Annotated in this window: 16 protein-coding genes; 9 read left to right on the top strand and 7 right to left on the bottom strand. The window is 70.9% G+C overall.

Annotated elements, in window-relative coordinates; genetic code table 11:
- Positions 1-58 precede the first annotated feature (58 nt).
- Positions 59-1,480, top strand: a complete 1,422-nt coding sequence (locus I8E28_RS00165; RefSeq protein WP_200785835.1) for a hypothetical protein — start codon at positions 59-61, stop codon at positions 1,478-1,480.
- 24 nt (positions 1,481-1,504) lie between these two features.
- Here I8E28_RS00165 and I8E28_RS00160 read toward each other — a convergent pair whose 3' ends face one another.
- From I8E28_RS00160 to I8E28_RS00145, 4 genes are all read right to left on the bottom strand, one after another.
- Positions 1,505-3,694, bottom strand: a complete 2,190-nt coding sequence (locus I8E28_RS00160; protein ID WP_200785834.1) for a family 1 glycosylhydrolase — start codon at positions 3,692-3,694, stop codon at positions 1,505-1,507.
- Positions 3,695-3,701: 7 nt separating this feature from the next.
- Positions 3,702-4,871, bottom strand: a complete 1,170-nt coding sequence (gene glf, locus I8E28_RS00155) for a UDP-galactopyranose mutase (protein WP_338050813.1) — start codon at positions 4,869-4,871, stop codon at positions 3,702-3,704.
- Positions 4,872-5,187: 316 nt separating this feature from the next.
- Positions 5,188-6,507 carry an O-acetylhomoserine aminocarboxypropyltransferase/cysteine synthase family protein gene (locus tag I8E28_RS00150; protein ID WP_200785832.1) on the bottom strand — a complete coding sequence of 440 codons (1,320 nt, stop codon included), beginning with the start codon at positions 6,505-6,507 and terminating at the stop codon, positions 5,188-5,190.
- A 1-nt stretch (position 6,508) separates the two neighbouring features.
- Positions 6,509-7,000 (bottom strand): CoA-binding protein, encoded by a 492-nt coding sequence (locus I8E28_RS00145; RefSeq protein ID WP_200785831.1) that lies wholly within the window; start codon positions 6,998-7,000, stop codon positions 6,509-6,511.
- A gap of 91 nt (positions 7,001-7,091) precedes the next feature.
- Here I8E28_RS00145 and I8E28_RS00140 point away from each other — a divergent pair, with 91 nt between their 5' ends.
- A complete protein-coding gene (locus I8E28_RS00140) occupies positions 7,092-9,218 on the top strand; it encodes a glycoside hydrolase family 5 protein (RefSeq protein WP_200785830.1) in 2,127 nt (708 codons plus the stop codon).
- A 128-nt stretch (positions 9,219-9,346) separates the two neighbouring features.
- A complete protein-coding gene (locus tag I8E28_RS00135) occupies positions 9,347-10,816 on the top strand; it encodes an MFS transporter (RefSeq protein ID WP_200785829.1) in 1,470 nt (489 codons plus the stop codon).
- A 6-nt stretch (positions 10,817-10,822) separates the two neighbouring features.
- Here I8E28_RS00135 and I8E28_RS00130 read toward each other — a convergent pair whose 3' ends face one another.
- Together I8E28_RS00130 and I8E28_RS00125 are read right to left on the bottom strand one after the other, a co-directional pair.
- Complete coding sequence (locus I8E28_RS00130; protein ID WP_200785828.1) at positions 10,823-12,976, bottom strand: protein-disulfide reductase DsbD family protein; 2,154 nt, start codon at positions 12,974-12,976, stop codon at positions 10,823-10,825.
- A 42-nt stretch (positions 12,977-13,018) separates the two neighbouring features.
- Entirely contained in the window at positions 13,019-13,759 is a 741-nt protein-coding gene (locus tag I8E28_RS00125) for an alanyl-tRNA editing protein (protein WP_200785827.1), read from the bottom strand.
- A 64-nt stretch (positions 13,760-13,823) separates the two neighbouring features.
- On the opposite strand from I8E28_RS00125, the gene I8E28_RS00120 reads away from it, so the two are divergent.
- From I8E28_RS00120 to mdeB, 5 genes are all read left to right on the top strand, one after another.
- A complete protein-coding gene (locus tag I8E28_RS00120) occupies positions 13,824-15,131 on the top strand; it encodes a PQQ-dependent sugar dehydrogenase (RefSeq protein ID WP_200785826.1) in 1,308 nt (435 codons plus the stop codon).
- Positions 15,132-15,162: 31 nt separating this feature from the next.
- Positions 15,163-17,211, top strand: a complete 2,049-nt coding sequence (gene fusA / locus I8E28_RS00115; RefSeq protein WP_200785825.1) for an elongation factor G — start codon at positions 15,163-15,165, stop codon at positions 17,209-17,211.
- A 53-nt stretch (positions 17,212-17,264) separates the two neighbouring features.
- Positions 17,265-18,398 carry a DSD1 family PLP-dependent enzyme gene (locus tag I8E28_RS00110; RefSeq protein WP_200785824.1) on the top strand — a complete coding sequence of 378 codons (1,134 nt, stop codon included), beginning with the start codon at positions 17,265-17,267 and terminating at the stop codon, positions 18,396-18,398.
- 1 nt (position 18,399) lies between these two features.
- Complete coding sequence (locus I8E28_RS00105) at positions 18,400-18,795, top strand: RidA family protein (protein ID WP_200785823.1); 396 nt, start codon at positions 18,400-18,402, stop codon at positions 18,793-18,795.
- Positions 18,796-18,863: 68 nt separating this feature from the next.
- A complete protein-coding gene (mdeB, locus tag I8E28_RS00100) occupies positions 18,864-21,476 on the top strand; it encodes an alpha-ketoglutarate dehydrogenase (protein ID WP_200785822.1) in 2,613 nt (870 codons plus the stop codon).
- Positions 21,477-21,494: 18 nt separating this feature from the next.
- Here the strand turns inward: mdeB and I8E28_RS00095 are convergent, their stop codons facing one another.
- A complete protein-coding gene (locus I8E28_RS00095) occupies positions 21,495-21,830 on the bottom strand; it encodes a hypothetical protein (RefSeq protein ID WP_200785821.1) in 336 nt (111 codons plus the stop codon).
- A gap of 166 nt (positions 21,831-21,996) precedes the next feature.
- Here I8E28_RS00095 and I8E28_RS00090 point away from each other — a divergent pair, with 166 nt between their 5' ends.
- Positions 21,997-23,220 (top strand): MFS transporter, encoded by a 1,224-nt coding sequence (locus I8E28_RS00090; RefSeq protein ID WP_200785820.1) that lies wholly within the window; start codon positions 21,997-21,999, stop codon positions 23,218-23,220.
- Positions 23,221-23,223 lie beyond the last annotated feature (3 nt).

Here is a 23,223-nt window from a genome sequence, read left to right as displayed (position 1 = left end):
TCACGCCTGTGCGTGGCGCAGGTGAGCAGCATCCATGGCAACAGCACAGGGAGTGCCCATGGACCGCCGCCCGTTCGCTTGTCTCCTGGCCACCATCGCCTTGGCCCTGACGGGGTGCGGCGGCGGAGGTGGTGGTGATGACGTCGCCGCCACGCCGCCGAGCAGCCCGCTCGCCGCCGGACCGTCGCCGGGCGGAACACCAGCCCCTGGTAGCGGCCCAACCGCTCCGGCGGGCACCGGCAGTCCCACCAGCACCGGAAGTCCCATCGCCGGAACGGGCACCGGCAGCCCGAGCGCCTCGGGTGCACCGGCTGCGGCGCCGCCGGCCATCGTGTCGGGCTTCGCGCCGTTCGGGCCCGTCACCGTCGCGACCAGCAACGGCCCGCAGGCGCCCGCCGTCGCGCGCTTCGCGAGCGGCGGCTCGGTGGTCGTGTGGCAATCGTTCAACGGACCGCTGCAGATGCAGCGCGTGGACGCGGGCGGCCAGGCCGTGGGGACGCCGGCGACCATCGCTGCGATCGGCGCGCCCAGTGTGCAGCCGGCCGTCGTGCCGCTGGCGGGCGGCAGCTTCGTCGTGCTCTGGGCCGATGCCACCAGCGCCGGCGCGACCAGCCGCGTGCTGATGCGCGGCTTCGACGCGAGCGGCACGGCGACGACGCCCCTCGCACAGGTCAGCACGGCCGTCACGTCACTCACCGCGCTGGATGCGGCCGCGCTGCCCGACGGCGGGTTCGTCGTGGCCTGGGCCGGCACGCAGCTGGTCGGCGGGCCGTCGACGGTCGCCGTGCAGCGCTTCGACGCGGCCCTGGCCCCGGCGGCGCAGGCGCAGCTGAATTCGCCCGTGACGGCGCAAGCGCAGCGCCTGCCGCGCGTCGCGGTGCTGCCCGACGGGAGCTACGCCGTGGCGTGGTTGCAGGAAGGCGGGACGACCGCGCTGCCCAGCTTCACGGTGAACCTGCAGCGGTTCACGGGCACCGGCACGGCGCTGGGCGCCGAGCGCGTGCTGGCCGGCACGTCCTCGGGCGTGGCGTTCCCCTTCGACATCACGGCGCTGTCCGACGGCCGCCTGGCGCTCGTGTGGCAATCGTTCGGCGTGACGCAGGGCGTGGCCGACCTCGACCTGCAGATCCTCGGCGCCGACGGCAGCGTGCTCGCGCCGTCGACGCGCATCGCGGGCGCATCAGGCGTCGACGTGTTCGATCCGCACGTCGCGTCGGTGGGCACGAGCGGCTTCGTGGTGACCTGGGAGCAGCGCAGCCTGGCCGGCATCCGCCAGACCGACGCGACCGTCTTCGTCCAGCGTTTCGCCAACGACGGCACGCCGCTGGAAGCCGCGCAGTCGCTCGGCACGCACAGCCTGCAGACCACCACCGGCGAAGCGTCGGGCCAGTCCTCGCTCGCCGCCGGCACCGACGGCCACTTCCTGCTGGTCTACGACCGCTGGCTGGCCGGGAGCTTCATCGACCTGGTCGGGCGCTGAAGGCGGAGTTTTCTTCCGGTCGTCCTATTCCAGCAGCGCGGTGTCCACCTCGTCCAGGTACCGCACCAGCCCGTCCTCCAGCGTCGGCATCAGCACGCCCTTTTCGCTGTCCAGCGCGGAGAACCGCGGGCGGCAGGCGACCCAGCCGAGTTCGGCGCCGGGGCGGCCCTGCACCATGTTGTGGTCCAGGCCGGCCGCTTCGGCGGCCATGCGGGCGAGTTGCTCCCAGCTGACCGCGCCGCGGTTGGCCAGGTGCCAGATGCCGTGCTCGCCGTCGATCAGCAGGTCGAGCGACGTGCGCACCAGGTCCGGCACGTAGGTCGGCGACACCCACTGGTCGGCGGCGGCATGCCAGCGTTCGCCGCGGCGGATCGCCGCCAGCGCCTGCGTCACGAAGTTGTGCCGGTCCCAGGGCCCGAAGAACGCCGCGGTGCGGATCACCAGCGACGTGTCCGCGGCCACGGCGAGCAAGCGCTGCTCGGCTTCGGCCTTGGTGCGGCCGTACGCGCACAGCGGGCGTGGCTCGTCGGTCTCGACGTAAGGCGCGTTCTTGTCGCCGTCGAACACCAGGTCGGACGAGAAACTCATGATCCGGATGCCGCGCCTGGCGCATTCGGCCGCCAGTACCACCGGGCCGTCGACGTTCTCGCGCCAGTTGCGCGGATCGTTCTCGGCGTCGTCGACGCGCACGTAGCCCGCGGTGTTGATCACCGCCCAGGGCTGCCAGCGATCGAGCGCCGCCGCGACCGAGGCCGGGTCGGCGATGTCCATGTCCTGCCGGGTGAGCAGCTTGTAGGGCAGCCCACGCACGTCGCACATGCGCGCGTAAGCCCGGCCCAGCGTGCCAGTGGCACCGGTGATGAGCACCGGCTGGCCGATGACTTCCAGCGAATCGAGGTCACCATGGTGCGGGTACAGCAAGCGCAGTTCACGCTGCCACCACCCCGGACCCGCGAGCACCGGATGCTTCGGCTCGCGCCCATGGCCGAGATCCGCGGCGAGGTGCGCGAGCGCGGTCGGACGCGGTGTGCCGCCGCCCCGGATGTCCCACAGGCCCGGCTCGTAGTGGCCCTGCTCCCGGGTCACGAGGCTGTCCCAGTCGAACGTGCCGTACGCCGCCCACACGGTGACGGCACGCACGTCGAGGCCCTCGCCACGCAGCTTCTGCGCCGACTGCCAGGCCTGGTGCAGCCAGCGCAGCTGCTCCTCGCGCGTGCAGCCCAGGTGCACCTCGGTGATCGCCACCGGGCGCTCGTAGCGCTCGCACGCCTCGCGCAGGCGCGCCGCGAAGCCGCCGATGTGCGCGCCGTGCACGCGCGCCGTCTCGACGTCGGCATAGCGGTGCCTGCCGTTGCCACCATGCAGGTGCGGCGGGTACAGCTCCAGCCGGTCGTCGAGGAAGCGCTCGCTGGTGATGTACGAGTTGATGCCCAGGATGTCCGGCGGGCAGGGCTCGTCGACCAGCGCCTGCAGTTCGCCCTCACCGATGCCGCTGCGGACGAGGTAGTCCCACAACGGATGCTCGCGCGTCACGCGGCCGCACAGCAGGTCGTAGCCGAGCCAGCGCCGGTGGTTCTCGAAATCGGCCTGCTCTTGCAGCTGCGGACCCGACACCGTCGTGTAGCCGAGGTCGTCGGTCTGCACCAGCATCGCCTGCGGGTTCACGCGGCGCACGGCCCGCATCGCGAGCACGGTGGCCTGGATCTCCGTCAGCAGGCAACGCACGAAGGTGCGGTCGTCGCGGCCGTGCGGGTACCAGACGCCGTACAGGCCCGAGAAGCGCGCCGTCGTCAGCGGCTCGTTGATCGGCGTGTACGCATCGATGTCGGGGAAGCGTTGGGCCACCGCCGCTGCGTACTCGGCGAGCAGCTCAGGAAAGCGCGCGTCCGTGAGGCTGGTCTGCGGCGGCCCCGAGCCGTGGTGCACCAGGCCCGCGATCGGCCGCACGCCGAGCTCACGAAGGCGCTTCACCGCGCGATCGGGCCACGACCAGTTCGCCGTGGCCGGGCCGTCGGGTGCGACGCGCTCCCAGATCAACGGCAGGCGCAGGCGCTCGATGCCGAGCGCGGCGAGCCGGTCGAGGTCCTCGATGCGGTCCTCGAAGCCGTTGTAGCGGGCCTGGTCCAGCCAGGCGTCGCCGACCCGGTTGACCGTGCACTCGGCGCCCGCCCAGAGTCGAAGGTCCCGGCTCCGCGGGAATGACGGGTCCTGCATCGCCATCTCAAGCCGAGCTTGCTGCCGTGTGCTGCACGGCGTCGAGCGCCTCGTCGGCCTCGGCCTGCGCATGCCGTTCCTGCAGCCGCTTGAACGCGGTCAGCGCCTGGGCGACGACCTGGTCCATGTTGTAGTACTTGTACGTGGCGAGCCGGCCGACGAAGGTGACGTTCGCCATCGCGTCGGCCTCGGCCTCGTACTTGCGATAGAGCTCGGCGTTCTCCGCCTTGGGCACCGGGTAGTACGGGTCGCCCTCGGCGCGCGGGTACTCGTACACGACCGACGTGGTGGGGTGCTCCTGCCCCGTGATGTGCTTGAACTCGCTGATGCGGGTGTAGCCGTAGTCGTTCGGGTAGTTCACCGTGCCCACGGGCTGGAACCGTTCCTGCTTCAGGTTCTCGTGCCGGAACTCGAGGCTGCGGTACGGCAGCTTGCCGTACTTGTAGTTGAAGAAGGCGTCGACCGGGCCCGTGTAGACCATGTGCTTCCACGGCACGAATTCGACGATGTCGCGGTAGTCCGTGTTCAGCATGATCTTGATGTTCGGGTGGTCGAGCATCTTCTCGAACATGCGCGTGTAGCCGTGCAGCGGCATGGCCTGGTAGGTGTCGGTGAAGTAGCGGTCGTCGCGGTTGGTGCGCGTGGGCACGCGCGCGGTGACGCTCGCATCGAGTTCCGACGGGTCCATGCCCCACTGCTTGCGCGTGTAGCCGCGGAAGAACTTGTTGTACAGCTCGCGGCCGACCTTGCTGACGACGACGTCCTCGCTGGTCTTGACGCTGTCCTTCTTCTCGGCGACCGACTCGAAGAACTTCTCCAGCTCGAAGCTGGTGAGGTTCAGGCCGTACATCCTGTTGACGGTGTCCAGGTTGATCGGGATCGGCAGCAGCTGGCCGTCGACGCTCGCCAGCACGCGATGCTGGTACGGGCGCCACTGCGTGAACTGCGACAGGTACTCGAAGATGTCGGCCGAGTTGGTGTGGAAGATGTGCGGCCCGTACGGATGCACCAGCACGCCGTGGTCGTCGTGCCGGTCGTACGCGTTGCCCCCGATGTGGGGGCGCTTGTCGACGATGAGGACGCGCTGGTTCAACTCGTTCGCCAGGCGCTCGGCGAGCACGCTGCCCGCGAAGCCGGCACCGACGATGAGGTAGTCGAATCCCCGCTGACCAGGGATCGCGGCGGACACCGCCGACTGGAACACTTCACTGCCTTTGTCCAATTGCTACTCCTGAGTGGGTGGCGGGCGCGATTTCCCCGCTACGCAACGTCAGCAGTGGCAAGCGGTGGCCCGGAGGTCGGCGCCGAGCTTAGTCAGGAGTGCGCGCACACGGTGTGGCTGCAAGTGCCTGCGCCCGTGTCGGAGGGCGCCTTACGCCGTGCGGTGACTTGTTGTGTCTTTGGTGTCTCAGCAGCGGGAAAGAGCTATCCAACGCAGAGATCGCAGAGCTAGCAGATCGCAGAGACAGCCTCTGCGTTGAACTTTTTCCCCACTACACCGCGCGGCGCAGCGCCTGGTCGATGTCCCAGAGGATGTCGTCGACGTCTTCGATGCCCACGGACAGGCGGACCATGTCGGGGCCGACGCCCGCGCGGGCCAGCTCGGCTTCGTCCAGTTGCCGGTGCGTGGTCGAGGCAGGATGGATCACCAGCGTCTTGGCATCGCCGATGTTCGCCAGGTGGCTCAGGAATTCGCAGGCGTCGATGAAGCGCTCACCCGCGCGTGCCGCATCGTTCGCCTTGATGCCGAAGGTGAGGATGCCCGAGCAGCCGGGCACGCCGTCGATGGCGCGGAACTGCTTCTTCGCCAGCTCGTGGTCGGACGAACTGGCCAGCCCGGGATAGTTGACCCATGCGACGAGCGGGTGCTCGCTGAGGAACTGCGCCACGCGCAAGGTGTTGCGGCAATGCGCCTGCATGCGCAGGTGCAGCGTCTCGATGCCCTGCAGGATCAGCCACGCGTTCAACGGCGACAGCGAGCCGCCGAAGGTGCGATTGACCTCCATGCGCGCCTTCATCGTGTAGCCGAAGTCCCCGAAGGTCTCGTAGAACTTGACGCCGTGGTACGCGCGGCTGGGCTCCAGCATCTCGGGGAATTTGTCGCGCGACAGCTGCGACCCCCAGTCGAACTTGCCGGACTCGACGACGACGCCGGCCATCGTCGTGCCGTGGCCGCCGAGGTACTTGGTCGCGCTGTGCACGACGATGTCGGCGCCGAAAGCGAACGGGTTGCACAGGTACGGGCTCGCCACCGTGTTGTCGATCACCAGCGGCACGCCGTGCTCATGCGCGATGGCGGCGACCGGCTCGATGTCGAACACGTTCACGCGTGGATTGCCCAGCGTCTCGCCGTACACCGCGCGCGTGGTGGGGCGCATCGCGCGGCGGAAGTTGTCGGGGTCGGACGGGTCGACGAAGGTGGTCTCGATGCCCAGGCGCGAGAAGCCGATGCCCAGCTGGCCCACGGTGCCGCCGTACAGCGTCGACGACGCAACGATGTGGTCGCCGGCCTTCAGGATCGCGAGCAGCGCGGTCATCTGCGCCGCCATGCCGGTGGCGCACGCCAGCGCCGCGCGGCCGCCTTCCAGCGACGCGACGCGTTCCTCGAGCACGGCCACGGTGGGGTTGCTGATGCGGCTGTAGACGTTGCCGAAGGTCTGCAGGTTGAACAGGCTCGCGGCGTGCTCGGCGGAGTCGAACACGAACGAGGTTGTCTGGTGGATCGGCGTCGCCCGCGCGCCCGTCACCGGGTCGGGCGTCGCGCCCGCGTGGATGGCCCGCGTGCCGAAGCCGTAGTCGTGGTCTTGTGCCATGTCAGTAAGGCAGTTGCTGGGGGCGCCGGGACGAGATCACGCGCGTGTTGACGCCGGCCCAGTTCAGGCCGCCGAACAGGCGCGCGTGTTCGATCTTCACGCAGCGGTCCATCACGACGTCCAGTCCGGCATCGCGCGCTTTCGTCGCCGCGGCTTCGTTGATGACGCCCAGCTGCAGCCACAGGCAGCGCGCGCCGGTCGCGATGGCCTCGTCGGCGATGGGCGCGATGTCGTCGCTGCGGCGGAAGCAGTCGACCATGTCGATCTTCACGCCTTGCGAAGCCAACTGGCGGGCCGCTTCGGACACCGACGGGAAGCAGCGTTCGCCCAGGATTTCGGTCGCGGATGGGTTCACGGGGACGATGCGATAGCCGTGAGCCTGCATGTACTTGGCCGCGAAGAAGCTCGGCCGATGCCACTGCGGCGACAACCCGACCACGGCGATGGTCCGGCAGGTGCCCAGGATGCGGCGCAGGTCGCTGATGGAACTCATGCGCCCCAGTGTACGCAAGCCCCTCCATCGGGCCACCACGCAGCGGGGGAGTCCTACCGGGGCGCCTCACGGTCCAGCCTAAGGTGCCCGCATGGACGATCAACGCCTCCTGCGCGCCCTGCTGCGACGCCGCCATGTCCTCGAGGCGGCGGGCGCCGCCTGGGCGGTGTCGGCGCTGGGCGGCTGCCTGTGGAAGGAAGGCGAGGCGCAGGCCGCGGGCCCCGCGGTGCTGGGCACCAACCTGTCGGGGCTGGAGTGGACGCAGCCGATCCTGCGCCGCACGGCCGGCACGATGCCGCTGGTGAACTATGCGCCGCCACGCAAGGCGGAGATCGCGTGGTTCGCGTCGCAGGGCTTGCGCAAGAACCGGCTGCCGATCTCGTGGGAGATGCTGCAGCCGGTGCTGCACGACAGCCGCCCGAACGGCGACGCGCGCAAGCTGGTGGGCGAGCCGGGCGAGTTCCACGCCGGCTACGCGCAGCTGATCACCAACGTGCTGGACGCACATGCCGCCGCCGGTGCGACCTGCATCCTGGACCTGCACAACTACGGCCGCTACCGCGACTTCCGCTACGCGGCCGACGGCAGCGTGCCGGGGTTGAAGCCCGGGCCGACGCCGTTGCACCGCGCGTACAGCGAGGACCCGAACGCGATCCGTGAACGCATCTTCGCGCTCGCGCCGGGTGCGACGTTGGCCCCCGCGCACTTCGCAGACTTCTGGCGGCGCGCCGCGCAGCGGTGGAAGGACCATCCGGGCCTCGCTGGCTGGGGGCTGATGAACGAGCCGCACGACATGCCGGCGCCCGGCGGCACCGAGCCCACCGACGGCGGCGGCGAGGACCTCGCGATCTGGCCGGCGTTCGCGCGTGCGGCGGTCCAGGCGATCCGCGAGGTCGAGCGCAACGTCCCGATCTACGTCGGCGGCAACGGCTGGAGCGCGGCGGCCAGCCTCGCCGACAGGAACCCGGGGTTCCCGCTGCAGGGCGAGAACCTCGTGTACGAAGTGCACCTGTACCTCGATGCGACCAGCAGCGGCCATGCGTTCGACTTCGACGCCGAGTCGGGCAAGCGAGCGGGCGGCAGGTTCAGCCGCCGTGCGATCGACGAGGACGTGGGCCAGCGGCGGCTTGAGCCGGCGGTGCGCTGGGCACAGCAGCACAAGGTGCGGCTCGCGTTGACCGAGGTCGGCCTGCCGGTGGACGACGAGCGCTGGCGGCCGCTGTTCGACCGCACGATGGCCTACGCGGTGCGCAACGGCGTGGAGGTGATGACGTGGCTGTCGGGCAACCACTGGCCGGTGCGCGGGCATCCGTTGCAGGTCGCGCCGGGCTGGTCGGCGCAAGGCACGGTGATCCCCGCAGCGATCACTGCGATGCAGGCGGCTGCAAGCCGGTCTGCCAAGACTTCGAAGGTCGACGCGACACCTGGCCAGCGGCCCGCCGCCGTGCAGGCACTGCTGAACCGCCACCAGGGAAGCGCGTGGGCCATGGGGCACGCATTCACGGACTACGTCCAAGGCGTCCCCGCGCGCGACGGCCAGCCCGTGCGCGCGGTGGCGGACAGCGGCACCGGGCGGCTCGCGATGCTGCATGCCCTCGCGACCGACGAGATGCCCGACGTCGGCTGGAAGCCGCCGGTGCTGCGTGTCGCTGACGGCAAGCCCGCGATCGAGTGCGGCGGCGAGAAAGGCTTCGGCCTGTGGTGCCGCACCGGTGCCGTGCAGGCCGGCGTGCGGTCGCGGCCCGCACCGGCCGTGCCGTTCGGCCTGCAGGACGAGCATGTGTTGATGGCCGTGGTGCGCGCCGGCGCGCCGGGTTCGACCGGCATCGTGCTGCAGGCGTCGACGGCGGAAGAAGGACATGCCAGCGAATTGGTGCTGGAGGACGGCAAGCCGCGGGCGCGCTTCGTCGACGCGACGGGCCGCGAGACCGCGCTGACGGCGCCGCATGCGCTCGAGCCCGGCAAGCCCGTGGTGCTCACGCTGGTCAGCGGCCCGGCGGGCCAGCAGTTGCGCGTCGACGGGCAATCGGTGGCCACCGCGCAGCAGCACTTCGAGCCGGCCGCGTTCTCGCAACTGCTGCTTGGCGCCGGCTTCACGCGCTACTACCCGAAGGCGGGTTTTCGCGGCCTGCTGCATGGAGCGCTGGTGCTGCGCGGCCGGCCCACGGAGGCCGAACTCGCCGACTTCGAGCGCTGGTTGCGCAGCCTGGCTGCCTGAGCGGCAGATGCGGCCCAGGCCGACATGGTGCGGCGCATGCGCTTGGTAGAACCAGAGCCCATGCCCGAGCACTCCCAGCCACGTCCGTCCTGCCTCGACCGTCCCGCGCCTCGCGTGCCGCGCTGCTGATGCTGCAACCCGTTTCCGACATCTCGGCCGCGGAACTGGAGGCCGGGCAACAGGCGCTCGTGCGTGACCTCGCGTGGGCCAGCCTGTCCAGTGCGTTCTGCGGCGGCGTCATCCTCACCGCGTTCGCGCTGTCCATCGGCGCGACGCCGATCGTCATCGGCCTGCTGGCCGCGATCCCGTTCTTCACCCAGGCGCTGCAACTGCCGGCCACGGTGCTGATCGAGCGGCAGCGCCGGCGCAAGCTGCTCGCCTTCGGGGCGAACACGGCGGCCCGCGTGCTCGTGTTCGCGATGGCGGCGCTGCCCTTCCTGCCGGGCAACCTGGCGCTGTCGGCCCTCGTCGCGGCGGAGATCGCCATCTGCGCCTTCGTCGCGGTCGGTGGCTGCGCCATGAACTCGTGGATGCACGAGCTGATCCCGCAGGCCTCGCTCGGCAGCTTCTTCGCACGCCGGCTGTTCTGGGGCACCACCGTTGCGTGCGTGGGCACTCTTGCGGCTGGCGCGCTGCTGGACCACATCCCGCCGAATCGCACGGCGCTGGCCTACGCCACCTGTTTCGCCATCGCGGGGCTGGCGGGGTTCGCGAGTTCCAGCTTCGTGGCGCGCGCCCCGGAGCCGCAGATGCGCGATGCCGGCCCGCGGCGGCCGATGCGCGAGCGCATGCGGGCGCCGTTCCGCGACCACAACTTCCGTCGGCTGCTGGTCTTCCTGGGCTCGTGGATCGTGGCGTCCAACCTGGCGGCGCCGTTCTTCACCGTGTTCCTCATCGACCAGCTGGAGTACCCCGTCGGCACCGTGACGACGCTGTGGGTGTCGATGCAGTTCGCGAATGCGCTCACGCTGTACCTGTGGGGCCGCCTGTCGGACCGCCTGACCAACAAGGCGGTGCTGGCGGTGGCGCTGCCCGCGTACTTCGCCTGCCTGCTCGCGCTGTGCTTCGTCGACAACGCGCCCGGTCCCCGCTCGCAGCTGGCCATCCTGTACCTGCTGCACATCGTGATGGGCGTCGCCTCGGGTGGCATCGGGTTGGCGACCGGCAACCTCGGCCTCAAGCTCGCGCCGCGGGGAGAGGGCACGACCTACCTCGCGGCGATCGGGCTGGTGTCGGCCGTGGCCGGCGGCATTGCGCCGATCGCGGCCGGCACGCTCGCGCAGCTGTTCAAGCTGGCCAAGCTGTCGGCGGTGATCCGCTTCAGCACGCCGTGGACCGCGCACGAGCTCTCGATCCTCACCTTCAAGCACTGGGAGTTCGTGTTCGCCATCGCGGCGGCGCTGGGGTTGTACGTGCTGCACGCGCTTTCGCGCGTGAACGAAGGGCACGAGGTCAGCGAGCGGCAGATCATGCAGGAGTTCGCGATCGAGGCCTGGCGCTCGATCGGCAGCATCGGCTCGTCGACGCTGGGAGCGGTGTTCCCGTTCGAGCGGCTGTCGGAACGCCGCAAGTGGTGGCGCGCCCGCGAAGACCGCTGACGCGCCTCAGAGCTTGCGCACGGCGTCGCGCACTTCGTCGACGCCGAGCAGCTCGGACAGCACCACCGGCGGCTTGCCCTGCTGGTACAGCACGTACACCGGCACGCCGTTGCGGCCCAGTGCCGACAGTGCACTGGTGATCGCCGGATCGCGCCGCGTCCAGTCGGCGCGCAGCAGCGCGACGTTGCGTTGCTTCAGGTCGGCCAGCACCTGCGGGTGCGTCAGCGTGGTTTTCTTGTTCACCTGGCAGGTGACGCACCAGGCGGCGGTGAAGTCGACGAACACCGGCTGCCCGGCGCCCACCAGCTGCTGCACCTTGGACTGCGACCAGGGTTGCCAGTCGCCGTCGGCGCGGGCGGTCGTCGCGGCCTGCGCCGGCTGCACGACCAGCGGGCCGACACCCCACGCGGCGGCCACCAGGACGGCGAGCGAAGCAGCGCCCAGGAGGGTGCGAGCGCGGCCGCGCAACGTGAGGGTCCACACCAGCAGGGCCAGCGCCACCAGCAGCACCAGCAGCGCGCCGGCACCGTCGATGCCGCTCTGCTGCCCGATCACCCACACCAGCCAGGCGACGGTGGCGAACATCGGGAACGCCATCAGGCGGCGGAACACGTCCATCCACGCGCCCGGGCGTGGCAACAGGCGCGCGACCGCCGGCACCAGGCTCGCGGCCAGGTAGGGCAGCGCCATGCCGAGGCCGAGCACGCCGAACAGCAGCAGCGCCTGCGCGGCGGGCAGCGTCGCCGCCAGCCCCAGCGAGGCGCCCATGAAGGGCGCGGTGCAGGGCGATGCGATGGCGACGGCGAGCACGCCGGAGAGGAAAGCGTTGCCGGCCGGGTGCTTCACTTCCATCGACGCCAGCGACGAGGGCAGCATCGAGCCGACCTCGAACACGCCGGCGAAATTCAGCGCGATCAGCGTGAACAGCGCGGCGAGCGCCGCGACGACCGCGGGCGACTGCAACTGGAAGCCCCAGCCCAGCTGCTCGCCGCCGGCGCGCAGCGCCAGCAGCACGGTGGCCAGCAGCAGGAAGGACACGACGACGCCGGCCGTGTACGCGAAGCCTGCGATGCGGTGCGTGCGGCGGTCGTCCGCATGCTGCGCGAAGCCCACCACCTTGATCGCGAGGACCGGGAACACGCAGGGCATCAGGTTCAGGATCAGTCCGCCCAGCAGGGCGCCAAGCAGCGCGGCGGCGAGACCGATCGGTGCAGTGGCCGGCTGCTGCGCCGCGTTCGCCTTCAACGCGTCCTGCAACGCGGGCGAGACGGCGGTCGCCGTGACCGGCGCGGGCGGCCAGGTGCCCGCCACCTTCAGGTCCACGCGCCAGCCTTTGTCGCCTTGCACGAGGACCACCGGCAGTACGCCGGGGGTGGTGGAACGCTGGCCGGAATACGGCACGTGCGCGGTCCACACGGCGCCCTTCCAGGCCTGCGTCCACGCACCGGCGGGTTCGACGATCTCCGGCGTCTCCGGGAAGAACTCGAGATGCTGGCCGCGCAGCGCGACCGGGAGGCCCTGCACCTCGACGTCGATGCCCTTGGCCGTGACCTTCGCGACGCTGTCGGGGATGGCGCCCGCCGTGCCCTGCACGACCGGCTTCGGGTTGGCGTCGAAAGCCGCCTGGAAGTCCGCCGCGTGCATCGCGGTGGTGCTGCGCAAGGGCAGCTTGAGCGCGAACTCGCCTTCCTCCGGGATGCATTCCTTCTTGCACACCAGCCAGTTGGCCTGGAGCTTGACCTCGAGGTCGCCGCCGCCGAACGGCGAAGGCTTGAAGTCCGGCGCGATCGTCAACGGCACCGGCAGCAGCACGGTGCCTTCGTAGCCGTAGTTCGCCAGCGTGCCGACGGGAATCTTCTTCGGCACCGGCCAGGCGATGTCGCCGGCGGTGACCCCCGCCGGCAGCTTCCACTGCACCGTGGTCGGCAGGCCCGAGTCGCCCGAGTTCTTCCAGTACGTGTGCCAGCCCGGCTGGTGCGCCAGTTGCAGGCCCACCCACACCGGCTTGCCGGGCGCGACGCCTTCCGGCGCATGTGCCACCAGTTCCGCGCGCACGCGTTCACTGGCGACGACGCTGCCGGCGGACGAGACCTGCGCGAACGAGGAGAGGGGGCCGGCGACGAGGCAGGCCAGGAACAGGGAACGCAGGAACACGGACATCACGGAATGTTGAGCTGGGGGCGCGGGCCGGGGTTCCGCCGTTCAGGCAAAGCCCAGCACCACCCGTCGGGTGGTGGCCGATTTCTTCTCGATCTTGGTGACCACGACCGAGCCGATCTCGGAAGTGTTCGCCACGTGGGTGCCGCCGCAGGGCTGGTAGTCGACCAGCGTGCCGTCGCCGACGCGGATGGTGCGCACGCGGCCGGTGCCGCGCGGCGGCTGCACGGACATGCTCTTGACCAGCGACGGGTTGGCGTCGAGCTCTTCGTCGCTGATCGAAGCGATCACGACCGGATGCGCTTCACCGACCAGCCGGGCGATGCCGCTGGTGAGCTGGTCCTTGTCGAGGGGATCGGTCATGTTGAAGTCCAGCCGCGCGTACGCGGGCGTGATGGAGCAGCCGTTGACCAGCTGCGGCACCAGGTGGCACAGCAGGTGCGTCGCGGTGTGGAAGCGCATCAGCTTGTGGCGGCGCTCCCAATCGATGCGCGCGGTGACGTTCGTGCCGGGGTGCAACTGCGCCAGCAACCCGTCCTGGCCGGGCGCGGGCACGTGCAGGATGTCCGCGGTGGGGCGGCCTTCCGCATCCTTGGCCTTGCGCGTGTCGGCGACAAGCACTTCATGCCCATCGGCGAGCGCGAGCACGCCGCTGTCGCCGGCCTGCCCGCCGCCCAGCGGGTAGAACACCGTGCGATCGAGCACGACGCCTTCGGGCGTGACCGCGACCACGGTGGCGGCGCACTCCCGCAGGTAGCCGTCGTCACGGAAGAGGTCCTGCGTCATCCCGGGATTGTCGCGTTTTTCCCCTGTGCCCCCGCGGGGCAGGGACTTGCGCCAGACTGCCTCGATGCGCACGCTGATCGCTTCCCTCCTGGCCTCTGTGGCGCTCGCCGGTTGCGGCGAGATGTCGCGCCTCCCGGAATCGAAACAGGTCGGTCCCGCGCCGGAACTGCCCGCACCCACGCGCAGCTGGATCCCCACGGTGCACATCGCGCCCGCCGAGGGCTGGCCTGTCAATGCGCAGCCGGTCGCACCTGCCGGATGGCGCGTGACGGCGCTCGCTCGCGGCCTCGACCATCCGCGCTGGCTGCACGTGCTGCCCAACGGCGACGTGCTGGTGGCCGAGAGCAACAAGCCGCAGCCGCCGAAGGAGAAGGAACGAGGCGGCCTGCGCGCGTGGGCGATGAAGTTCGTGATGAAGCGCGCCGGCGCCGGCGTGCCCAGCGCCGATCGCATCACCTTGCTGCGCGATGCGGATGGCGACGGCGTCGCCGAAACGCGCAGCGTGCTGCTGGAGGGACTGCACTCCCCTTTTGGCATGGCGCTGGTCGGTGACTGGCTGTACGTCGCCAACGCGGATGCGATCGTGCGCGTGCCGTACAAGGCCGGCGACACGCGCATCACCGCCGCGCCGCGGAAGGTGACCGAGCTGCCCGCCGGCATCAACCACCACTGGACCAAGAACCTGCTCGCCTCGCGGGACGGCCGCAAGCTGTACGTCACCGTGGGGTCGAACAGCAACGTCGGCGAGAACGGGCTGGAAGCGGAAGAAGGCCGCGCGGCGATCTGGGAAGTGGACGCCGCGACCGGCGCCAAGCGCCTGTTCGCCGGCGGCCTGCGCAACCCGAACGGCCTGGCGTGGGAACCCGCGAGCGGCGCGCTGTGGACCGTCGCCAACGAGCGCGACGAACTGGGCAGCGACCTCGTGCCCGACTACCTGACGTCGGTGAAGGACGGTGCGTTCTACGGCTGGCCGTGGGCGTACTGGGGCCAGCACGTCGACGACCGCGTGCAGCCGCCGCGGCCGGAGATGGTGGCGAAGACCATCGCACCCGACTACGCGCTGGGCAACCACGTCGCGCCCCTGGGCCTCGCGTTCGCCGACGGCAAGCTGCCCGCGCCGTTCACCAGCGGCGCCTTCATCGGCGAGCACGGGTCCTGGAACCGCCGGCCGCTGTCTGGCTACAAGCTTGTGTTCGTGCCGTTCGCGAACGGCAAGCCGCAGGGCACGCCGATCGACGTGCTCACGGGGTTCGTGAGCCCCGACGGAAAAGCGTGGGGACGTCCGGTCGGCGTCGAGCTCGATCGCCAAGGTGGAGTGCTGGTGGCCGACGACGTCGGCAACGCGGTGTGGCGGCTGGCGCCCGCTCGCTGACGTCTTCCTGCGCCGCGAAAGGAGACAGTCCATGGCGGCAGATCCCCTGGTCGGCAACCGGCGCACCCTGGCCCTCGTGGGCCCCAGCGGCGCGGGCAAGACGAGCGTGGCCGAAGCCTTGCTGGCCGCCGCCGGTGCGATCGGCGCACCGGGATCGGTGGAGAAGGGCAGCACGGTGTCGGATGGCGACCCGCTGGAAAAGCGCTACCAGCGCTCGCTGCACAGCAGCGTGCTGCACGTCGAGCACCGCGGCATCACCACCCACTTCATCGACACGCCCGGCGCGCCGGACCTGCTCGGCCAGTCGCTGCCCGCGCTGGGCGCGGTGGAAACGGCGGCGATCGTCGTCAGCGCCGCGACCGGCCTCGAGCCGGCGGCGCTGCGCATGATGGAGTGGGCCGCCCAGCTGGGCCGCGACCGCATCGTGGTGGTCAACAAGATCGATGCCCAGGGCGCCGACCTGCAGGCGCTCGTCGAGGAGATCCGCGAGGCCCTGGGCAAGGAGTGCCTGCCGGTCAACCTGCCTGCCGCCGGCGGCGAGCGCGTGCTCGACTGCTTCTGGTCGCGCACCGGCGAAGGCGCGGATTTCTCGTCGGTGGAGCAGGCGCATCGCGCGCTGGTGGAGCAGGTGGTGGAGGTCGACGCGGGCTTTGTCGAGCGCTATCTCGAGGACGGCGACGTCGACCCGGCCGAATTGCATGCGCCGCTGGAGCAGGCGCTGCGCGAAGGCCACCTGGTGCCGGTCTGCTTCGTGTCCGCGCGCACGGGCGCCGGCGTGCCCGAGTTGCTGGACATCATCGAGCGGCTGCTGCCCGATCCCAGCGAAAGCAACCCGCCGGCGTTCGTCGATGGCGAGGGCGCGGCCGCGCGGCCGGTGCAGGTGGCCGCGGATCCTCGGCGCCACGTGCTCGCGCACGTGTTCAAGATCGCGCAGGACCCTTACGTCGGCAAGCTGGGCGTGCTGCGCGTGCACCAGGGCACGATCACGCGCGACAGCCAGCTGTACGTCGGCGATGGCCGCCGCCCGTTCAAGGTCGGGCACCTGTTCGCCCTGCAGGGCGGCAAGCTGGCCGAGGTGTCGCGCGCGGTGCCCGGTGACCTGTGCGCGGTCGCGAAGGTGGAGGAGCTGGACTTCGGCGCGGTGCTGCACGACGCGGCCGAGGACGCGAACATCCGCCTGCAGCAACCGCTGCCCTTTCCGGTCCCGGTGCACGGCCTGGCGATCGAGCCGGCGCGTCGCGGCGACGAGCGCCGGCTGCACGACCTCCTGCAAAAGCTGGTGAGCGAGGACCCCTGCCTGCGCATCGAGCACCCGCCCGGCAGCCACGAGACGGTGGTCTACGGCCTCGGCGAATTGCACCTGGCCGCGCTGCTGGACCGGTTGACCGACGTGCACGGCTGCCCGGTGCAGACGCGGCCGCCTCGCATCCCCTACCGCGAGACCGTCACCGCGCCGGCGGAGGGCCACCACCGGCACAAGAAGCAGACTGGCGGCGCCGGCCAGTTCGGCGAGGTGTTCCTGCGCATCGAGCCCTTGCCACGGGGAGCCGGCTACGAGTTCGTCGACGCGGTCCGCGGCGGCGCCATTCCCGGCAGCTTCATGCCCGCGGTGGAGAAGGGCGTGCGGCAGGCCATGGACGAAGGCGTGCTGGCCGGTTACCCGGTGGTGGACCTGAAGGTCACCGTCTACGACGGCAAGCACCATCCGGTCGACAGCAAGGAGGTCGCGTTCGTGACCGCCGGCCGCAAGGCGCTCATCGCGGCCGTGCAGGCGGCGCGGCCCTGCGTGCTGGAACCGATCGTCCACGTGGAAATCGGCGCGCCCATGGACGCCACCGGCGCCATCACCGGCGACCTGGCGTCGCGCCGCGCGCAGGTGAGCGGCACGAACTCCGGTGCCGATGGGGCGCTGACCGTGCTGGCGCTGGCGCCGCTGTCCGAGCTGGCGAGCTACCAGTCCCGGCTGAATGCGCTCACCGGCGGCCAGGGCCGCTACACGCTGGCGTTCAGCCACTACGAGGCGGTGCCGCCGGACGTGCAGGCGCAACTGGCGGCGCAGTACCGGGTGAAGGAGGAGTGAGGCCTGCGTGACAATGGCGTCGTGGCGCCCAGCGCCGACGGACCGAAAGCAGCATGACTTCCTTGCAGGACCTCGCGACGCCTTGCGCACTCGTGGACGTGGCGCGCATGCAGCGCAACATCGCGCGCATGCAGGCGCGGATGGACGCCCTGGGCGTGCGCTTCCGGCCGCACGTGAAAACGAGCAAGTGCGTCGACGTCGCGCGCCGGCAGCGCGACGCCGGCGCGCGCGGCATCACGGTGTCGACCCTCAAGGAAGCCGAGGAATTCTTCGCCGCCGGCTTCGACGACATCCTGTACGCGGTGGGCATCGCGCCCAACAAGTTCGCGCAGGCGCGCGCGCTGCGCGAGCGCGGCTGCGACTTGAAGCTCATCACGGACAACGCCGCGGCCGCGACCGCGCTGGGGCGGTTCGGTGCCGCGCACGGCCACCGTTTCGAGGCCTGGATCGAGATCGACTGCGACGGCCACCGCTCCGGCATCGCGCCCGAGGGGGCTGCGTTGTTGGAGGTCGCCCGTGCCATCGTCGAGGGCGGCAGTGCCCTGGGCGGCGTGCTCACGCATGCCGGATCCAGCTACGAACTGGACACCGAAGCCGCGCTGCAAGCGATGGCCGAGCAGGAGCGGGCCGGCTGCGTGCGCGCCGCGCAGCGCCTGCGCGACGAGGGCTTCCCGTGCCCGAACGTTTCCGTCGGCTCGACGCCGACGGCGCTGTCGGCGCAGTCGCTGCAAGGGGTGACCGAGGTGCGGGCGGGCGTGTACGTGTTCCAGGACCTGGTGATGGCCAACGTGGGCATCTGCTCGCCCGCGGACATCGCGCTGGGCGTGCTCACCACCGTGATCGGGCACCAGGCCGAGAAGGGGTGGACCATCGTGGATGCCGGCTGGATGGCCATGAGCCGCGACCGCGGCACCCAGCGCCAGCGCCATGACTACGGCTACGGGCAGGTCTGCACGGCCACCGGCGATGTCATCGACGGCTGCCTGATGACGGGCGCCAACCAGGAGCACGGCATCGTGTCCTGCACAGGCGGCGCCGGGAGCTCGGTCGCCGAGCGCTTTCCGGTGGGCACGCAACTCCTGGTGCGCCCCAACCATGCCTGCGCCACCGGAGCGCAGTTTCCCGAGTACGTCGCCGTGCAGCCGGACGGCACCTTGGCGCGCTGGCCGCGCTTCGCGGGGTGGTGAGATGGCCGAAGACCCGATCGTCCGGCTGGACCCCGACGCCATGGCGCGGCCGGGCGGGCACTACAGCCACGCGGTGGTCGCCGGCGGCCTGGTGTTCGTGTCCGGGCAATTGCCGATCACCCCCGACGGCGAGAAGCTGACCGGGGCGCCGTTCGCCCGCCAGGCCGAGCAGGTGCTGGCCAACGTGCGCATCGCGCTGGAGGCGGCCGGCAGCGGCGTGCCCCGGCTGGTCCAGGTGCGCGTGTATGTCGACGACATGGCCCACTGGCCGGAGTTCAACACCATCTACGCGCGCTGGGCCGGCGAATCCCGGCCTGCACGCGCGGTGGTCCCCGTCGGGCCGCTGCACTTCGGCCTGCAGGTCGAGGTCGAGGCGGTGGCCCTGGCCGGCTCCTGATCCGCGCCGGGCTGGTCCGCAAGCCCCCTGCCTGGCCCGGCGGCGCGCGTTGGGCCTACAGTTCCCCCATGACCGACCAGAGCATCACCCGCTTCCTCCTGACGCCCGGCACCGACACCGACCCGGCGGAAACGGCCGAGTGGCGCGAGGCGCTCAGCGCGCTGATCACCAGCGAAGGCCCGGAGCGCGCTCGCTTCATCCTCGACCAGCTGGCCGCGATGGCGCGCACGCCGCAGGTGGGGTGGTCGCCCGAGCTGGTCACGCCGTACGTCAACACGATCCCGGTCGAGCAGCAGCCGCCATTCCCGGGTGACCTGGCGATCGAGGAGCGCCTGGCGTCGCTGATGCGCTGGAACGCGCTGGCGATGGTGGCGAAGGCGAATGGCGCGTACGGCGAGCTGGGCGGGCACATCGCGAGCTACGCCAGCGCGGCCGACCTGTTCGAGGTCGGCTTCAACCACTTTTTCCACGCGAAGAGCGAGCAGCACGGCGGCGACCTGGTGTTCTTCCAGCCGCACAGCGCCCCGGGCGTCTACGCGCGTGCCTTCCTCGAGGGCCGGTTGAGCGAAGCGGACCTCGCGCACTACCGCCAGGAGATCACGGCGCCGCAGCGTGGCGCGCGCGGCCTGTCGTCGTACCCGCATCCCTGGCTGATGCCTGACTTCTGGCAGTTCCCGACCGGCTCGATGGGCATCGGGCCGATCAGCTCGATCTACCACGCGCGCTTCATGCGCTACCTCACGCACCGGCAATTGCTCGATTGCACCGGCCGCAAGGTGTGGGGCGTGTTCGGCGACGGCGAGATGGACGAGCCCGAGAGCATGAGCGCGCTGACGCTCGCCTCGCGCGAGAAGCTGGACAACCTGGTGTGGGTGGTCAACTGCAACCTGCAGCGGCTCGACGGCCCGGTGCGCGGCAACGGTCGCATCGTCGACGAGCTGGAAAAGCTGTTCCGCGGCGCCGGCTGGCACGTGGTCAAGCTGCTGTGGGGCAGCGACTGGGACGGCCTGTTCGCGCGTGACCTCACCGGCGCGCTGGTCAAGGCGTTCGCGCACACCGTCGACGGCCAGATGCAGACGTTCGCGGCCAAGGACGGCCGCTTCAACCGCGACAACTTCTTCGGCCAGAACGAGGAGCTCGCGCGGCTGGCGCAGGGCATGACCGACGAGCAGATCGATCGCCTGAAGCGCGGTGGCCACGACCTGGTGAAGATCCACGCGGCTTACCACGTCGCCGCGCGGCACCAGGGGCAGCCGGTAGTGATCCTGGCCCACACCAAGAAGGGCTACGGCATGGGCACGGCGGGCCAGGGCCGGATGACCACGCACAGCCAGAAGAAGCTGGACGAGGCGGCGCTGCTGGAATTCCGCAACCGCTTCAACCTGCCGATCTCCGACGCGCAGGCGACCAACCTCGATTTCTTCAAGCCGGCGGACGACAGCGCGGAGATGCGCTACCTGCACGAGCGCCGCCGCGCGCTCGGCGGCTCCATGCCGCGTCGCGAGACCAAGGCGCCGCAGTTGCCGGTGCCGGATCTCGCCAGTTACGCGCAGTTCGCGCTGCAGGCGGCCGGCAAGGAGATGTCCACCACGATGGCGTTCGTGCGCCTGCTGGGCAACCTGCTGAAGGACAAGCAGCTGGGCCCGCGCATCGTGCCGATCGTGGCCGACGAGGCGCGCACCTTCGGCATGGCCAACCTGTTCAAGCAGGTGGGCATCTATTCCAGCGCGGGGCAGCTGTACGACCCGGAGGACATCGGCTCGGTGCTGTCGTACCGCGAAGCGCTCGACGGCCAGATCCTCGAAGAAGGCATCAGCGAAGCCGGCGCCATCGCCAGCTGGACGGCCGCGGCCACCAGCTACAGCGTGCACGGTGTCCCGATGCTGCCGTTCTACATCTACTACTCGATGTTCGGCTTCCAGCGGGTGGGCGACGCGATCTGGGCGGCGGCCGACCAGCGCGCGCGCGGCTTCCTGCTGGGCGCGACGTCGGGCCGCACGACGCTGGGCGGCGAGGGCTTGCAGCACCAGGACGGCAGCAGCCACCTGGTCGCGGCGACGATCCCGAACTGCAAGGCCTACGACCCGGCGTTCGCGGGCGAACTCGCGGTCCTGCTGGACCACGGCATGCGCGAAATGCTGGTGGACCAGAACGACGTCTTCTACTACCTGACGTTGATGAACGAGAACTACGCGCAGCCGGACCTGCCCGAAGGCGCGGCGCGCGGCGTGGTGCGCGGCGGTTACCGCTTCGCCGTGTACGGCGAAGGCGCGCCGAAGGTGACGCTGCTCGGGTCCGGCGCCATCCTCACCGAGGCCGTGCAGGCGGCGCGGGCGCTGGCGGCCGACGGCATCACGGCGGAAGTCCTGAGCATCACCAGCTGGAGCGAGCTGGCGCGCGACGGCCTGCATGCGGAGCAGCGTGCGATGCGCGGCGAGGCGCACGGCACGCCGTACCTGCATGAACTGCTTGCGGGAACGAAGAGTCCGATCGTCGCCGCCAGCGACTACGTGCGGGCGGTGCCGGAAGCGATCCGAGCTTTCCTGCCGGAAGGGCGCCGCTACCTGACGCTGGGCACCGATGGCTTCGGCCGCAGCGACACGCGTGCGGCGCTGCGTGGCTTCTTCGGCGTCGACGCCGCGCACGTCGCGCAGGCGGCGCGGCACCTGCTGCGCGGCTGACGCTTCGCCCGGGCCGGGTCAGGCGCCGTGGTCGCAGTGGCCCAGCATGGGCTTGCTGGAGCCGGTCGTGGTGGGCACGTCGTCGTCCGGCAGCAGGGCGCCGCGCATCGGTGGCTCCGAGACCGGGACCAACGGGGTCGCCGTCGCTGCGGTCGCTCCGACCGAAGACGTCTCCGCCAGCGGCGCACTGCGTGGCGTGTCCCGGTCCAGCAGCGCGGCCGTCGCCAGCCCGGCGATGGCGACCGCGACGGCGCCGGCAACCCAGCGCGGCCGCAGGCCGCTCGACGACGGCGCACCGGCCGTTTCGGTGGCGTTGCTGGCGGGCGACGCGCGGTGACTGGCGAGGTGGCACATGGCAGCCTCCTTCGGCACATGGATGCACCCATGATCGGCGCCGGGACCCAGCTTGCAAGGCGGGCTTGTGACAATCTCCCGCCGCGTTGCCGCCTGGAACGGGCCCGGCCTGTCGATTCCGGGCTGGCTCGTTCGTCGTGGCCATGTCACCCTTGGAGACATCGCCATGCGTCCTGCCCCCGTTCCCGTCCTCGACCGCAACTGGCCGCTCGTCGCCGCCGGTGCCCTGATGACCTGCGTCGCCATCGGCGTCGTGTTCTCGCTGGCCGTGTTCCTGGACCCGATGGGCGCGGACACGGGCTGGTCGCGCGCCGGCATCTCGGTCGCGATGACGCTGGCCTTCCTGAGCATGGGCTTCGCCGGCTTTGGCTGGGGCACGCTCAGCGATCGCTACGGGCCGCGTCCGGTGGTCGCCGCCGGGGTCGTGCTGCTCGGGCTGGCGGCGGTCGTCTCGAGCCAGGCGCAGAGCCTGCTCGTGTTCCAGGTGAGCTTCGGGGTGCTGATGGGCGTGGCGGCGGGCGCGTTCTTCGCGCCTGTGATCGCGGCGACCACGGTGTCGTTCGAGAAGCGGCGCGGGCTGGCCATCGCGCTGGTGTCGGCCGGGATGGGGGTCGCCCCGATGACGATGTCGCCGCTGGCCGGCTGGCTGGTCACGCTCTACGGCTGGCGCCTGACGCTGCTGGGCATCGGCATCGCGACCTGGGTCGTGCTGTTGCCGTTCGTGCGGTTCATCCGCTCCGTGCCTGCCGCCGCCGCGCCCGTGGCCACGCTGGGCGAGCCTGCACCGGACACGGCGCGCGAAGCGCTTCGCTCGCGCGCCTTCTTCGTGCTGGCCGGCGCCTTCTTCGCCTGCTGCGCGGCGCACTCGGGGCCGATCTTCCACACCGTGAGCTATGCGATCGGCTGCGGCCTGCCGATGGTGGCCGCCGTCACCATCTACAGCATGGAAGGAGTCGGCGGGCTGGGCGGGCGCTTGCTGTTCGGCGTGCTCGCCGACCGCTACGGCGCCAAGCCGGTGCTGGTCGCGGGGCTCGTCGTGCAAGGGCTGGCGGCATTGGCCTATCTCGCGGTGGACCAGCTGGGCGGCTTCTATGCGGTGGCGCTCGTGTTCGGCGCGGCGTACGGCGGCACGATGCCGCTGTATGCAGCCCTCGCGCGCGACGCGTTCAGCCCGCGCATCCAGGGCACCGTGCTGGGCGCGGCATCGATGGTCTCCAGCCTGGGCATGGCACTCGGCCCGTTCGCCGGCGGCTGGCTGTACGACCGCTACGGCAGCTACGCATGGCTGTACATCGGCTCGATGATGGCCGGCCTCGCGGCGGCCGCCATCCTGCTGCTGTTCCCGCGCTCGCCGGCTGCCACGCCGCCGGCGCGGCTGGCCCCGGCCTGAGCG

The organism is Ramlibacter algicola (assembly GCF_016641735.1).
Classification (GTDB): domain Bacteria; phylum Pseudomonadota; class Gammaproteobacteria; order Burkholderiales; family Burkholderiaceae_C; genus Ramlibacter; species Ramlibacter algicola.
The sequence above is the reverse complement of the archived record's forward strand: the minus strand, read 5'-3'. Positions and strand labels throughout refer to the sequence as shown.

Excerpts from the sequence above, each read along its gene's own strand:
- I8E28_RS00165 (WP_200785835.1), top strand. The coding sequence starts at position 59 with ATGGACCGCCGCCCGTTCGCTTGTCTCCTGGCCACCATCGCCTTGGCC.
- I8E28_RS00160 (WP_200785834.1), bottom strand. The coding sequence starts at position 3,694 with ATGCAGGACCCGTCATTCCCGCGGAGCCGGGACCTTCGACTCTGGGCG.
- I8E28_RS00150 (WP_200785832.1), bottom strand. The coding sequence starts at position 6,507 with ATGGCACAAGACCACGACTACGGCTTCGGCACGCGGGCCATCCACGCG.
- I8E28_RS00145 (WP_200785831.1), bottom strand. The coding sequence starts at position 7,000 with ATGAGTTCCATCAGCGACCTGCGCCGCATCCTGGGCACCTGCCGGACC.
- I8E28_RS00140 (WP_200785830.1), top strand. The coding sequence starts at position 7,092 with ATGGACGATCAACGCCTCCTGCGCGCCCTGCTGCGACGCCGCCATGTC.
- I8E28_RS00135 (WP_200785829.1), top strand. The coding sequence starts at position 9,347 with ATGCTGCAACCCGTTTCCGACATCTCGGCCGCGGAACTGGAGGCCGGG.
- I8E28_RS00130 (WP_200785828.1), bottom strand. The coding sequence starts at position 12,976 with ATGTCCGTGTTCCTGCGTTCCCTGTTCCTGGCCTGCCTCGTCGCCGGC.
- I8E28_RS00125 (WP_200785827.1), bottom strand. The coding sequence starts at position 13,759 with ATGACGCAGGACCTCTTCCGTGACGACGGCTACCTGCGGGAGTGCGCC.
- I8E28_RS00120 (WP_200785826.1), top strand. The coding sequence starts at position 13,824 with ATGCGCACGCTGATCGCTTCCCTCCTGGCCTCTGTGGCGCTCGCCGGT.
- fusA (WP_200785825.1), top strand. The coding sequence starts at position 15,163 with ATGGCGGCAGATCCCCTGGTCGGCAACCGGCGCACCCTGGCCCTCGTG.
- I8E28_RS00110 (WP_200785824.1), top strand. The coding sequence starts at position 17,265 with ATGACTTCCTTGCAGGACCTCGCGACGCCTTGCGCACTCGTGGACGTG.
- I8E28_RS00105 (WP_200785823.1), top strand. The coding sequence starts at position 18,400 with ATGGCCGAAGACCCGATCGTCCGGCTGGACCCCGACGCCATGGCGCGG.
- mdeB (WP_200785822.1), top strand. The coding sequence starts at position 18,864 with ATGACCGACCAGAGCATCACCCGCTTCCTCCTGACGCCCGGCACCGAC.
- I8E28_RS00095 (WP_200785821.1), bottom strand. The coding sequence starts at position 21,830 with ATGTGCCACCTCGCCAGTCACCGCGCGTCGCCCGCCAGCAACGCCACC.
- I8E28_RS00090 (WP_200785820.1), top strand. The coding sequence starts at position 21,997 with ATGCGTCCTGCCCCCGTTCCCGTCCTCGACCGCAACTGGCCGCTCGTC.